The 13,313-nt window shown below is 39.0% G+C and carries 13 protein-coding genes and 1 CRISPR repeat array; all 13 genes read right to left on the bottom strand.

Annotation, left to right across the window (positions count from 1 at the left end; translation table 11 throughout):
• Positions 1-24: 24 nt before the first annotated feature.
• Positions 25-378: a CRISPR direct-repeat array (repeat unit 30 nt; unit sequence GTTTCAATTCCCAACGGGATGGAATTCTAC).
• A 390-nt stretch (positions 379-768) separates the two neighbouring features.
• Complete coding sequence (gene cas1, locus Q0614_RS09175) at positions 769-1,767, bottom strand: CRISPR-associated endonuclease Cas1 (RefSeq protein ID WP_298788208.1); 999 nt, start codon at positions 1,765-1,767, stop codon at positions 769-771.
• 17 nt (positions 1,768-1,784) lie between these two features.
• Positions 1,785-2,063 (bottom strand): CRISPR-associated endonuclease Cas2, encoded by a 279-nt coding sequence (gene cas2 / locus Q0614_RS09170; RefSeq protein WP_298788206.1) that lies wholly within the window; start codon positions 2,061-2,063, stop codon positions 1,785-1,787.
• An 8-nt stretch (positions 2,064-2,071) separates the two neighbouring features.
• The gene (locus tag Q0614_RS09165) at positions 2,072-2,569 is read right to left on the bottom strand and encodes a Dna2/Cas4 domain-containing protein (protein WP_297943896.1); all 498 of its coding nucleotides are present in this window, start codon (positions 2,567-2,569) and stop codon (positions 2,072-2,074) included.
• On the bottom strand, positions 2,569-4,689 hold the full coding sequence (cas3, locus tag Q0614_RS09160) for a CRISPR-associated helicase Cas3' (protein WP_298788203.1): 2,121 nt from the start codon (positions 4,687-4,689) through the stop codon (positions 2,569-2,571). Before cas3 ends, Q0614_RS09165 begins: the two co-directional genes overlap by 1 nt.
• 46 nt (positions 4,690-4,735) lie before the next feature.
• Complete coding sequence (cas5, locus tag Q0614_RS09155; RefSeq protein WP_298788202.1) at positions 4,736-5,449, bottom strand: CRISPR-associated protein Cas5; 714 nt, start codon at positions 5,447-5,449, stop codon at positions 4,736-4,738.
• Complete coding sequence (cas7b, locus tag Q0614_RS09150; protein WP_298788201.1) at positions 5,450-6,367, bottom strand: type I-B CRISPR-associated protein Cas7/Csh2; 918 nt, start codon at positions 6,365-6,367, stop codon at positions 5,450-5,452.
• Positions 6,367-8,160 carry a TM1802 family CRISPR-associated protein gene (locus Q0614_RS09145; RefSeq protein WP_298788199.1) on the bottom strand — a complete coding sequence of 598 codons (1,794 nt, stop codon included), beginning with the start codon at positions 8,158-8,160 and terminating at the stop codon, positions 6,367-6,369. The genes cas7b and Q0614_RS09145 overlap by 1 nt, the downstream gene beginning before the upstream one ends.
• 150 nt (positions 8,161-8,310) lie before the next feature.
• Positions 8,311-9,006 (bottom strand): CRISPR-associated endoribonuclease Cas6, encoded by a 696-nt coding sequence (locus tag Q0614_RS09140; protein WP_298788197.1) that lies wholly within the window; start codon positions 9,004-9,006, stop codon positions 8,311-8,313.
• 72 nt (positions 9,007-9,078) lie between these two features.
• Complete coding sequence (gene glyS, locus Q0614_RS09135) at positions 9,079-11,106, bottom strand: glycine--tRNA ligase subunit beta (RefSeq protein ID WP_298788195.1); 2,028 nt, start codon at positions 11,104-11,106, stop codon at positions 9,079-9,081.
• Positions 11,090-11,224, bottom strand: coding sequence for a hypothetical protein (locus tag Q0614_RS09130; RefSeq protein ID WP_291937682.1), 135 nt, complete (start codon positions 11,222-11,224; stop codon positions 11,090-11,092). Before Q0614_RS09130 ends, glyS begins: the two co-directional genes overlap by 17 nt.
• A complete protein-coding gene (locus Q0614_RS09125) occupies positions 11,221-12,582 on the bottom strand; it encodes an endonuclease/exonuclease/phosphatase family protein (protein WP_298788192.1) in 1,362 nt (453 codons plus the stop codon). Before Q0614_RS09125 ends, Q0614_RS09130 begins: the two co-directional genes overlap by 4 nt.
• Positions 12,570-13,058 carry a tRNA (cytidine(34)-2'-O)-methyltransferase gene (locus Q0614_RS09120; protein WP_298788191.1) on the bottom strand — a complete coding sequence of 163 codons (489 nt, stop codon included), beginning with the start codon at positions 13,056-13,058 and terminating at the stop codon, positions 12,570-12,572. Before Q0614_RS09120 ends, Q0614_RS09125 begins: the two co-directional genes overlap by 13 nt.
• The coding region (locus Q0614_RS09115) for a hypothetical protein (protein ID WP_298788190.1) at positions 13,051-13,313 on the bottom strand (263 nt) is incomplete at its 5' end. The genes Q0614_RS09115 and Q0614_RS09120, both read right to left, overlap by 8 nt.

Below are 13,313 nucleotides of genomic sequence, written 5' to 3'. Positions count from 1 at the left end.
GTCCAAATGTGGCTCAAAAACACGGTTTCAATTCCCAACGGGATGGAATTCTACTTTAACTCGCCATTCTTACCATTCTTAAACGTTTGTTTCAATTCCCAACGGGATGGAATTCTACCTAAGCGACATAAAAGCAAGGGTACTAAAAAAACAACGTTTCAATTCCCAACGGGATGGAATTCTACCCCTCCCGTGTGTTCGGGAGGTAGGTTTTTTTGAAGTTTCAATTCCCAACGGGATGGAATTCTACGATACTCGTAAGCTGTTTCTTTATTGATCCCACTGTTTCAATTCCCAACGGGATGGAATTCTACGCGAAAGCAACATTCAAAAGCTCGCCATTTGGATGTTTCAATTCCCAACGGGATGGAATTCTACAGCACGAATTTTGCCATTTTTCTAGGTAGAAAGTGTTAGGAGTATATATTTTTATGCCTTAAAATGGACTAAATTTAAAAAAGCGCCGATTGCTCAATGCCCAAGATTTCGGCATTTCAAAATCTTAAAAGCAACTTTATCGCTATCTATATGTATCGTGAGTGCAAATGTTAAAATCTAAATATAAAGACATTCAAAAATCGAAGTGTAAATAATAAAAAGCTGAAATTTTAAAAGCATATGCGTTTTTAAAGCCAATTCGTTCGCCGTTCCGTGCTTCAGATCAAATTTATTTCAAAAGCACATGCATCTTAAGAGGGCGTAATCTATAGGCGTAAGTGATTCTAGTTAAGATTTCAAAAACATAAATTTAAACTTGAAGGTCCAGCCCTACCGCCATACCAACCCCTCGTAAGGCACGCCTTCGCAGACATATTTTTTAATCTGATTGGCCTCGCGACGGATGATTTGACGCCAGGTTAGGCTCTGTCCTGCTACGTTCGCGCAAGATGATAGTTTCTCGATCATTTTTAGCTCGATTTTTTGCACCACTTCTCGACCGAATCGAATACGCCCCGCGTCTGTTTCAAAATCTTTTGCCGTAATCTCACGCTTATTTAACATTCCAAAAATTAATCTATCGCCTAAAATAGGCTTAAAAATCTCTGCAAGATCAAGATGCAGACTTAGCGCACGGTAGTTTGGCTCGTGTAAAAAGCCGATGCGTGGATCAAGCTCTGTTTTGTAAATTTCACTGAGGCAGATGTTATAAATGCGCGTATTTACATAGCTAATGAGGGCATTAATTTTATCAGCCGGCGGGCGTTTGGAGCGCGTCGTAAATTTAAAACTGCGCTGATCCTCGATGATTTCGTTCCAGGCCACGAAATACTGCTTGGCAAAGCCGCCTTCCACCGCCATTACCGCTGCTATGTCGCAGACGCGCGCTAGGGCATCCAGATGTGGCGCAGTATCGAGCGAGACGCCATAAGCCTTGCAATTAATGGCTGCATTTAAGATGCGAGCGCGAGTAATCTCGCGAGCGATAAAAAGGCGCTTAGAAAGATCGTCAAAAGCCCGCAGCTGCGCCAAAAGCACAAAGCCGCTTTTATTTACAGAATTTGAAGTATTCGGGAAAAAACTGCCGCGAAAGCTCTGATAGGCGCTAAAAATATGCAGCAAAATGTTATTATCTGCCAAAAACGCCATAGCATAGGTATCAAGCTCCACTCGCGCCAAAATATAAATTTCATCAATTGCGTTAATCGGCAAAATTTTACTAGTTAGAATTCCGCCCTCGTTGTTAAATTTATCGAAGTATAGATTATTATCTTTGCGGCGCAATCGGCCTGGGCTCAAAATAAAATGCGTGCGATCCGATTTTTGCATACTTTTATCCTTAAATTTTAGCTGAATATTGCCTCGTTTTTATCGCACCCGATGACGAGACGCTGTGAATATTTGAGCGAATTAAAAGTATAAATTACTACCGAATCAAGCTTGCTGGCGCATTCTTTTTGCAAAATCGCTATTAATTTTTTAAGATCGCTCGCTCTGATTTCACCCTCGAAAACGCTGAATTGCACGCGAGGCAGAAACTTCTCGACCGCCTTTCGGACGCGCGCAGCGTTATTTTTCTCCTTTTCGTCGCTGCTTGAAATATCGTAAAATAAAATAGCGTACATTCTATCTCCTAAATGCAATAATCACGATAAGCGCAACTCTCGCAAATCTTTTGCGGGCTAAATTTAGGCGGCTTTGGCTCGTTTACAAGGGCGGCGATGCTGTTTAGAATTGTTTCGATTTTAGTGAAATTTTCGGCATTATCCTCAATGGCTATGACGGTTTTGCCGCTAATTAATTTGCCTTTCACCTCTTTTAAATTTAAGCCTGTTTTTAAAAGATAGATATAAAAAAGTAGCTGCATCTTGCCTGCTTCTGGATTTTTTAGGCTCTTTTTATATTCGGTGATGAGATAATGTCCGCGCTGCTTGGAAAGCTTATCAAATTTCAAATTTGAAAATGCGAATTCCTGCAAACCATTCTCTTTGATATCCGCTAGTGCCTTGCCCATCAGCACGTTTTCATCTTCCTGATTGGCGTGAATATTGTGTGCGTAAAGCCATGCCTCGCGCTTGCAGGTGATGTAATAATTCACAAGCGTGCCGGTAATTTGGTCTTTGCAAAACATTAGTCGAAAAACTCATTCTTGAGATTTAAGGCGGCATCCTTTTTAATCCCGAAATTATTATTGTATGAAGTATCGCCGAATGGTAAATAATAGACATTTTTTAACCCATCAATACGCTTTATATTTAAACGCTTTGCATCAAATTCTGTGATATTTACACCAAATCTATTAATTTTCTTAATAGTATTCGTAAATATATCTTTCTTATTAAATTTGTCCATATCAAGCCTATTGATTTCAAAAATTTCATTTTGAAATTCTTTAATATAATCTTCTTTTGGCTCAATTATTACTAAAATGTTAAGCCTATCATCCATCGCCTCGCTAATCTTTTCGTTTATATCGTAAAATCCGAGCTCTTGCATCTGCTCCGCCAAAAATAAACTCTCTAGGCTTTGCTTTATGACGCTGAAATACCTAGTGGAAATATCTAAAATTTCGCTTTCGATGATATCTCTTTGCTTTAGAATTTTTACCAAAATAGTATCGCTAATACGTTTTAAATCACCGTAAATGAGATCGGAATAGTCGCAAATATCGTTAAATACGTATAATTCTCCCAGAGCTGCGAAATTTCTATTTATGCGACCGGCGGTTTGGATAATCGAGCTAATGGGCGCTATCTCTCTAAATCCGACATCAAAATCCAAATCCACGCCAGCTTCGATAGACTGCGTAGAAATTAGCAAGATCGGATCACCGTGCCCACTTTTATTTTTAGCAATCGCGTCTTTTATATTTTCGATATTTTTTCGTTTGTGATCGTCGCACATATATCCGTTTAGGCAAAAAATTTTAAATTCATCGTAAAATTCCAAAAATAGCTCTTGCGCTTTTTTAATGGTATTTACGACGACTAGTGTATTTTTGCTTTTTGCTAATTGTCTAATCTTGTCTTTTAAAGCACTCTCATTGCCATCAAACCACTTTAAAACGTATCTATTTTGGTCTTTGAAATAATCTAAATTTGAAATTTCTTTAAATTTAGTCGTATCAACAATAGGCATCGTGGCGGACATAAAGATAAAAATGCAGCCAAATTTCTCCGCCATCATCTCGCAAAGTTTCATAAAATCCGCCCTGAACTTATACGGTACCGCCTGCGCCTCATCGATTATTATTACACTATTTTTTAATCGATTAAATTTTACGCTATCTTTATTTTTGTTTCCAAAGAGTGCAAATATAAATTGATATAGCGTAGTTACGTTAATATCTCCGCTAAAGGAATCCATCAAAAATTTAACTTTAGAATAGCGATCTTGCGGAGTGCTTTCATCTATCGTAGTTTTGTGATGAATTTTATGAATTAATATATTTTTATCGTCTTTGAAAATCTCTTTTATCTCATCATAAACTTGATCTATGATAGCCGTAAACGGCAGCACGTAAATAATACGTTCTTTATTAAATATGACAGCAATATTTAGCGCAGTTAAAGTCTTACCGTAGCCAGTAGGCGCAGTTAAAGTAAAAAGATTATGATTTACATCGAAATTATTTAAAACGAATTTTCTAAACTCGCTTCTTTTTGCGTTTGGCTTACGATTTTCCAGGGCTTTGATATATTTTTCGATCGTATTAAAATTCGCCGGTTTAGAAACAGGAATTCTTTGATTAAAAATAGCTTCATATTTATCACTATAAATAAGCGACGAAAATATGTCTTTGAAATTTAAAAAGTCATCGTAATCAAACTTCTTTTTCGCAAATTTGAAATATTCTCTTAAATGTTTAGCTTTAATTAAAAGCTCATTTTTATCCCTTTTAATATCTTTGTAAATTTCTAAACCTAAAGCTTTATCTACGACTTCATCCCAAAAGCCTAGCTCTTTCGAGCTCTCAAAATATTTGCCGAAATTTTTATTTTGCGTTGCAAGCTCACAAAAATTTTCTACATTTCCGTGGTGTGATACGATGGATAAAAACCCAAAAGCCGTATCTAGCTCATTAAATTCTGAATTTAGTAAAAATATGTAAGCGGATAATAAAGCATGATTTTTATCTGCAATTTTTTCGGTAGGATTTTTGATATAAATTTGAAAATTAGTTTTTAGCTTAGCTATATCGTGATAAATTTTAATGCATTGTAAAAGCCTACTATCCGTTTCAGCAAGCATATTTGTTATATGCTTTATTAATGGTTTATTAGGATGTGATAGCAGCTCACTTTGCAAAGTAGACCTTGTAGCCATTTATTTGATAAATATTTCCTCTATTCTTTGCTTTGATTTGACTATTGCCGCCTAGCTTGATAACGAAATCTTTAAAATCCTTAAAAATTCGACCCTCTTCGCATCCGCAAGCCATTCTAGCCGTAGTAAGTCTGATATCAAAGCTTTGTGCATCAAATATAAAATCGTCCATTAAAACGAATGTATCTATAAAACTTTCTTTTTCATGAACCAATTCACAATTTTTTATCTCGATATATTTAAAATCCGCTATACAAAAATTTATACCTAAATATGGCGTAAAGACACATCTATGAGCTTTTAAGCTGTTAATTATATTTTCTTTATAAGAAGCGTTTAAAGCACTTAAATCAACGAATATGACATATCTAGGATCTTTTATTAGCTCTTTATAAAACTGCTTTTTCTCGCTAGAATCTTGATAGCCTTGTTCGATATGCATACTTGACGATAGAGCAAATTTTATACCGTTAAAAATCATAGTTTTTTTGCGAAATTGCGAACTTAAAATAACGCTATAACCTATATCATTAAGTTTAAAATAATTCATTTCACCTATAATTGCTCCCAAAAGCCCCATGACAGCAGTCTTTGGTGGCACCGGGTATGTAAGAGACGAGTAGATAGTAGCCGGATGAGAAAAATGCGCATAATCTCCCGATAGCTCAAAAGCTATTATATCCATTTAAAATCCTATTTTTATCCAATTACTATCAAATTGTGATCTGTTATTTTGCTCGAAGTCAAAATCGCTCATATACTCTATTTTTTCGATCTCTTGCGCGTATCTAGTAAGTTTAGCTTTTAATCTAGAAAAATCAATTGTAAAATCATTTATACTTCTTATCTCCACATCTTCTTTGCTACTATTTATAGCTATACAGTTATTTAAATCTCCAGCAAAAGTATCATTTTTATATGTAATTACTAGCATAAATCTAGGCATCTGACCCATTTTCGTGCGAGTAATTAAATTTTTAGTTCCGCTCCAGAGCGCGCTTAAAATCACTTTCACATCATCTTCACTTAAATTTGTAATCTTTGCACTATGATTATCCACTATTCCGTAAGTTGCAAACATTGCATAATTTAAAAAATCTTCTTCTCTAAACGTTTTATTTGCCTTATCGCTACCGCTTGCAAACGCGCCGGTGCCTTTTATATGCTCTACCGCAACTCTATGAAGCGATCTGCTCATTCTAAACTGAATTGGTCCAACAAATTGAATTCCGGCTGTTTTTATGCCTTCTTTTTTCATCTCGTCTTTATCCGATATCGGCAAAACTCCACCAAATGCGCGAATATCGATAAATTTAGATAAAATTTCTTTTTCAATCTCGATTTTTTCTTGCTTAACGTTAATTACTTCACGTATTGCGCTTTTGCAATCTAAGATATTTTCATCTCTTTTATACTCTTTAATGAAAATCGCACTTTCGTCTTTTTTCATAATTTCATCTCTAATTGTTCGCTTTATACGTACATCAGTAACTTCTGCTATACCCGTCTCATCGTCTATCCTAGGAGCGTTATCTCTTAGCATATCGCCGTTTGGATTAAAATTTTCGCCGTCCCAAAGAAATAGAATTTCCTTCTTTTTCATTACTTGTCTCCTTGAGTGTTATCTTTAATATATTTCGTAAAATCACTTCCGCCCATAGCAAAAGCCAGAGTTACATAAGCGCTCTTAATCCGCTTTTGAGATAAAAACGCACTTGGTAAAATTCCAATCAAAATATCGCGCATGATTTCTATATTAGCGCTTCTTTTTCCTCGCGATACATTGGAGAGTTTTTTATTGGTTTCATCGCACTTGGTCCAAATCCGTTCTAAAAGCTCTTTTGTAATTACTCCGGCATTATTCAGCCATTTTTCAAATGAACTATTTTTGCTAATAGCAAATTGGCGATTTATCAACCCTGCAGACATCATTCCTAGCAAATATGCACTCTGCAATACTTCATTATCTTTTAGAAATTCACTATTTTTCAAAATCGAGCTTATTAGCTCTTTTTTATCGCTTAAGCCTTGCAAATTAACCTCCCTTGCAAATGATATTTTTTCATTTAAAGCACCTATTTCATTAAAGAAATTTTGATATTTTTCGATACTTTCTATACTTCTATTTCGATATGTCTTAACGCAATTAAAATAAAATCCCCATTCTATTTTTGACGCATAACTAGAGTTAATATTGCCTTTATAAATCAAAGCAGCATATTTTTCCATCATATCATCTAAATTCATCCTGTTTTGCGATAATAAAAAATTCATAATGTCGATGTTTTTAAGAAATAAATTTTGCATGTAAATAGTATCGTCTTGTTGATCTTTACTATCTTTTCGCCTAATCGCCCTAATATTATATCTACCCATTAAATCGGAAATTTTAGAAATATAAGACGGCAATACATCATCTATTTGCAATAATACATTAACCGCAGCATTGCTTTTTTTATAAAATAAAATTGTATTTAGCACGGGCATATTTGCTTGCGCTTTAGCTACGGATTCCAACTCGTAATTAATACTTTCTTCGATATTTTGTATGCCTTGTAGATCTTTTTTCTTTTCGCTCGGATCTTTTAAAATTTCCACTATTTTTTCTAATAAATTTGCATCATTTACCATTAACGTTGGTAAGACCGCCATTTTATCCCCGTAAAAATTAAAAGATAATTCCTTATCAATTGCCATAAAACCGTTTTTAACCAAATTTGCATTAGCACTATTTAGAGGTAGTAATCTAACTTTAATGTCTTGTAAAGCAGTCGGTAACTCATTTACGGAACAAAACGCTAAATTCGCATCTCCGCCGATACCAATACTATTTGTAAGCATATCATAACCATAAATTTTGGCAGTTTTACCATTATCGCTATCACTTAAATGACTCGTAAAAATATTTTTGAAATACGCTGAAATCGGTCTACCCTCCCAAGATAATGCAAAAAAAGTAGCCACTTTCATGTCCTTTTTCTTAGGCTCTTCTTGTAGAGCTACAATTTCACTTAAAATATCATCAAAAAAGCTCTCGTTTAAGCCAGATAAATCCGTTAATATTTTATCATTTTTGATATCGACAGGATTGAAGCAAGAAAGCATATTTTTTATAGCTTTTAAAATCCCTTTTATAAATTTAGGCGTATCGTTTTTTACGGCTTTGCTAATGAATTGGACACTAGGGAACAAATTGCCAGAATTCGCGCCTATGCCAAATCTACAAACTATTAAATCATCTCTTGAAATATTGTTATTTACTGATATTTCTTTGCTTTTAATATCGCAAAGATAAATTTTAATAGCATCATATTCATAGCTCTTGTTGTTAATTTTAGTTTTTTGTTTATCATAAATCTCGCCGATACTAGAAAAAATTTTAACTATATCGCCCAAAATTTATCCTTTCTAAAATTTAGCGCAATTATATCTAAATTAAAATCAATATGTCAATAGTTACTATAATTTAATATAAAGTTTGATTTTTTAAAAATTTTATTATAGAATTGCTATAAAGCAAGCAAATATTCTTTTAGAATTTGAAATCTATACTTTAATATAGTCTTGCTTTACAACCTCCAAAACTCCTACTCCGTAGTTCATGCACCCGCTTCCAACGCCCGTGCCAAGGATCAAATTTATTAGTTCTGCATTAGCTACAATTTTCCATCTTGCTTGCCACGCATATACCGGCTCGCGATTGTTGCCGTAATAGAATTTCACAGATTCACCCGGCTTTTGCCACAATAAATTTAATTCCATTTCGCCATCATATTTTTGCCCCATAATCGTTTCAAATCGCTGTAAAATATTCGTCTTCATCATCTCTAAATGCCTGCTATCTTGCGGCTGCAAATAGACTTTATGCCCCAAAAGCCCACTTACTGCGCACGCCACGTAGCCTTGCACAATAGCTTCGTTCTCGCAAATTTTATGATTTTTCGCTTCGACGGTAGTTTGCGTAAATAGAATTTCACCCAAGCTTAGCCCGTCTTTTAGTATTGCTAGTGCGATTTTACGTTCAAACTCCGGCTCGCATGAAGCAAATCGCACGCGCAAGTCCTCTCCTCGCAAGATAAAATCAAACACCGTGCGTTTAAAAATTTTACCACTTGATTCATGCCTGTATCCTACGTGCTCCGAAGCCGGTAAATAGCGATAAAGAAAGCCCTGAATCAGCTGCGAGAGAGATTTTGTGATTTTTAGATTTTTAGTTGGTAATTTTGCGTTGATGATTAGCATTTGCACTCCTTTGCGCGGTAAAATTTTGCCCAAGGTTCGCGTAAACCTTGAGCAAATGAGCTCTAAGTGGGATTAAAATCCTATCTCTTTGATATCGGCAAACTGCAAAAACGCGCGATAAATTTGTCCGATATTTGCGATACGATTTGCTCGTATCGCGGCATCCTGGACGTTTATCATCACATTATCGAAAAAATTATCAATCACGTCTTTAAGCCCAAATAGCGAGCGCAGATACCCACTCACGTCGTTTTCGTTGAGCTTAATCGCCCTAAACGCCGCATTTAGCGCACGCTCAGCGTCGTGTTCGAATAGGTTTTCGTCCACCGCGCCTATTTTTTCGTCCTTGATGATATTGGCTAGGCGCTTAAAAGTCGCGAAATTTTCCCCGAAATCCGTCGCTGCTGCGATCTCGCTCAGCGCCTTTATAGCCTTGCTTAGTAGTAATAGATCGTTTTCGCCGCTTGCGATGCACGCCTTGATCACGGACGGATTTATCTCGTCAAAAATTCCATATAATCTATCTTTTATAAAATCCAGCAGCTTAGAAATGTCAAATTTCTTATAATTTGGCGCTAGCTTCTGCGCCAGCGCATTCGCATCAAAGCTCAATCCTTGATTTAGTAAAATTTTAATTAGCCCAGTAGCTGCGCGGCGAAGCGCATACGGATCTTTATTGCCGCTTGGAACTTTATTGATGCTAAAAAGCCCCAGGAGCGTTTCAAATTTCATCGCCACAGCGATTACGCCACTAAATACACCGCTTGGCAGCTCGCTATCCTCGCCACTAGGCAGATATTGCTCGCGTATCGCGCGGCATACATGATCTGCCAGTCCGGCGTGTGCGGCATAGTAGCTGCCCATAATGCCTTGAAGCTCGCTAAATTCGCCCACCATCGTACTGCTAAGATCTGCTTTACTAAACATTACGGCATTTTCCACATCCCGCGCAAAATCCTTTTTGCCGATCTCCGCCTCAATCTGCGTAGCATAATCCACGCTCAGTGCCTTTGCTACCGCTAGCTCGCGCACTTGCTTATCATAAACCGAGCCAAGGGCTTGCATATAGGAAATTTGCTTAAGTTTTTCAGGGCTAAATTCCGCTTGCAAATCGCTTTTCCAAAAAAACATAGCATCGCTTAGGCGCGCGCGTAAAACTTTTTCATTGCCGCGTACCACTAGCTCGTCATCATCGGCGATCGCATTACTAACGACAACGAAATGATTGCTTAAGTTTTTACCCTCGAAAACGGGAAAATAGCGCTGATTCTCCTTCATCGAAGTGATGATGACCTCTTTTGGCACGCTTAAAAAATCTCGCTCAAAACTGCCTAGCAGCGCCGTCGGATACTCGGTGATCGCCGTTACTTCATCCAGCAACGCAGGATCGACCTCGATCTTAAAGCCATGCTTTTTCTCGAGCTTTGCAAACTCGCTTAGAATTTTATCTTTTCTTTTTTGCTCGCTTAAAATTACGCCGTTACGCTCCAGCAGTGCGAAATAATCTGTGGCGTCTTTAAATTTAATCGCTTCATAGCCAAATTTTCTGTGCGGAAAAAATGCAGCCGCGCTTCGCACGCCATAAATTTCAAAATCTACGTTTTGACCGCCCAAAACGCAGGCTATGCTTCTTATCGGACGGATAAACTCAAACTCACCGCTACCCCAGCGCATTGCGCGTCCAAAATTTAGCGATCGTAAAAACTCCTCTATCATTTCGCCTAGGATTTCACGACTATCACGCCCCTTTTGCACCGCAGCGTGGTAGAGCACCTCTTTGCCGCCTATCTGCCGAAATTCCAGCTCGCTTTCGCTTATGCCGCATTTTTTAGCAAAACTTAGCGCTGCAGGGCTCCACGCGCCGTCTTTGAGCGCGACGGATTTTGGTGCGCCCGTGCTTACGATCTGCGCATCATCGCCGCGTTGCGGAAAATCCTCGTGAAATAGCACAAATCTACGCGGGCTAAATTCGAAGCGAAAGTCGCTATTTATGCGGTTAGCCTCAAGCACCGCGCGCCATTTTGGCGCGATATTCGCACGCTCTTTTAAAAACGGGATCGCAGGCAGCTCCTCGACCCCAATCTCAATGAGTAGTTCCATCTTTATCCTTTTTTCGTTGATTTCGTTTTTCGTTTTTCTCCATCATTTCGCGGTTAAATCCTACGATCATAAATATCATAAAAAGCACGAAAAGTGCGGTTATAACAGCGTGTATCATTCTACTATAAATTCCTTTTGCCCTTTATAAATCGTAAAATAGGCATTTTCAAATTCTAAATTTTTGCCGTTTTGTACAGGAGCGCTTTTGCGAAAAATTCTAAACTCTCCCGTGCTTTTTAGATCAATTATGCCGTCCTTAACGTCGCCTTTAATCGCGCTTATCACATCTCCTGCGCGCAGCTGCCGCACCGATGCGCTAGGCAAAACGTATGGTGCGATAGAGCCTACGTTGCCGCTTCTAGCTACGATCTCAAAATCGTCGATCTCAAAGCTTTGCTTATAAAATTTCGTCTTTTTTACTAGCAGATCGAGTTTATCGCCTAACTGTAGCCCGCTACCGCCATAGACAAAAACTCCGCTTCCATCTTGGGAGATCGCAAAGCCATGGCGGTTTGTAAAACTCACGACTACGCCTTTTATCAGCATAGGCTCGCTTATAATGCGCCCGTAAAGTCCCTCTATCGTGACGGTCTTTGCGGCACTAGCGGTATTTTTAGCTAAAAATTCTTGCTTTTTCGGCATAGATTTTAAAGCGCCTTCGTCTGTCAGAATGAAGCTAATCGGGAAATGATCGGAAGCGGTAGAGGATTTAGCAAACGCGAAGCTGTCCTTTTTATATCCCGGCTCGCTACTAAAAAAATCGTCGCTAAGCAAGATATGATCGAGTACCGCGCCACTTTCATGAGATTCACAAGAGCTAAAATGCTTTAGCTGCGAGCAGGGATGCAGCGCCCACAAATCACTAAATCCATCGCGCTCGATAAGCTCGTTTAGCAAAGAATTTTGCCCGAAATTCGTATTAAAATCTCCCGCTATGATAGCGCGTTGGTGCCCTTGCAAAACCTCGCGTAAAAAGGCGAAATTGCGCTTGCGCTCGCTTAGCGGATTGCGTGCAGAGAGCATATGCACGACATAAAAGCTAAAATCAGTGCCGCCAAGCGCAAAATCAGCGCGCAAAATATCTCTAGTTTTAAGCTCTATCGGGCGGTAGGTTTTTTGAAATTTTATTGGTATGCGCGACATCACCGCCACGCCCGCAGGTGCAGTCTGGGCGCGCGAAAAAGCGTAGAATTTATAGCCCGCCTTCTGCGCAAGCGCTTTTAGCACCACTTCATTTTCGATCTCTTGCAGCCCCAAAATATCGGCATTAAGCGCGCTTATCTCGTCCGCCACCGCTTGCAGCTTGCGCTCGTATTTTTGCTCGCTCCATGAGCCGCGCCCGATCTCAAAATCCGCGTACTCCGTGCCGTCGTTTACGCCGTCGAATAAATTTTGCACGTTAAACGATGCGATCTTCAGCTCCGCCGCACTCGCGCCGCAGAAAAACATCGCAAAAAGTAGCGCTAAAACTCGCAAACCGCGCTCCTAAAGTCGAATTCATCGATATTTTGGCGGATCGCTTCGTAGGTTACGATACCCACGCTGGTGGCTAAATTTAAACTGCGCCCCGCCCCGCTCATCGGGATCGTGATGCAGTTTTCGCGGTTTGTGCGCATGATCTCAAGCGGCAGCCCATGCCCCTCCGAGCCGAAAATCAAAAAATCGCCCGGCTTGAATTTCGCCTCGTAGTAGAGCTTGTTCGTCTTCGTCGTCGCAAAAAAGAAACGCTGCTTAAATTTCTCCTTCGCCGCCATAAACTCATCCCAATTTTCCCAAATTTTAAGATCCAAACTCGCCCAGTAATCGAGCCCAGCGCGGCGCAGATGCTTATCGTCGATGACAAATCCTAGCGGCTTAATCAGATGCAAAGGACACCCCGCATTGACGCACATACGCCCGACGGAGCCCGTGTTTGTGTGGATCTGCGGATATACTAACACGATATTAAACATCGCCGACCGCCGCTTTTGCGCCGCAAGATCGCGCGCGGATCTGTTTATAAGCCGTACCGATTAGGCCGTAAATTTCATCGCCAAAATCGCGAGCTTCGCCTTTTGGCTCGTAAATTTCGTCGCCGAGCTCGCAAACCTCGCTCTTTGGCTCATAAATTTCAATGCACGATTCGTAAATTTTGCCGTCTCGTCCGCAGCTCTCGTCGCGACGATAGAATTTTTTCATAAAACTAGCTCCTAAATAAAACGGCGATT

The sequence above is a fragment of the uncultured Campylobacter sp. genome (assembly GCF_937997595.1).
Taxonomy (GTDB): Bacteria; Campylobacterota; Campylobacteria; order Campylobacterales; family Campylobacteraceae; genus Campylobacter_B.
This window is presented reverse-complemented; position numbering and strand designations above follow the sequence as displayed.

What these genes read in the sequence shown, in the direction of transcription:
- cas1 (WP_298788208.1), bottom strand. Translation starts at nt 1,767, where the DNA reads ATGCAAAAATCGGATCGCACGCATTTTATTTTGAGCCCAGGCCGATTG.
- cas2 (WP_298788206.1), bottom strand. Translation starts at nt 2,063, where the DNA reads ATGTACGCTATTTTATTTTACGATATTTCAAGCAGCGACGAAAAGGAG.
- Q0614_RS09165 (WP_297943896.1), bottom strand. Translation starts at nt 2,569, where the DNA reads ATGTTTTGCAAAGACCAAATTACCGGCACGCTTGTGAATTATTACATC.
- cas3 (WP_298788203.1), bottom strand. Translation starts at nt 4,689, where the DNA reads ATGCTTGCTGAAACGGATAGTAGGCTTTTACAATGCATTAAAATTTAT.
- cas5 (WP_298788202.1), bottom strand. Translation starts at nt 5,449, where the DNA reads ATGGATATAATAGCTTTTGAGCTATCGGGAGATTATGCGCATTTTTCT.
- cas7b (WP_298788201.1), bottom strand. Translation starts at nt 6,367, where the DNA reads ATGAAAAAGAAGGAAATTCTATTTCTTTGGGACGGCGAAAATTTTAAT.
- Q0614_RS09140 (WP_298788197.1), bottom strand. Translation starts at nt 9,006, where the DNA reads ATGCTAATCATCAACGCAAAATTACCAACTAAAAATCTAAAAATCACA.
- glyS (WP_298788195.1), bottom strand. Translation starts at nt 11,106, where the DNA reads ATGGAACTACTCATTGAGATTGGGGTCGAGGAGCTGCCTGCGATCCCG.
- Q0614_RS09130 (WP_291937682.1), bottom strand. Translation starts at nt 11,224, where the DNA reads ATGATACACGCTGTTATAACCGCACTTTTCGTGCTTTTTATGATATTT.
- Q0614_RS09120 (WP_298788191.1), bottom strand. Translation starts at nt 13,058, where the DNA reads ATGTTTAATATCGTGTTAGTATATCCGCAGATCCACACAAACACGGGC.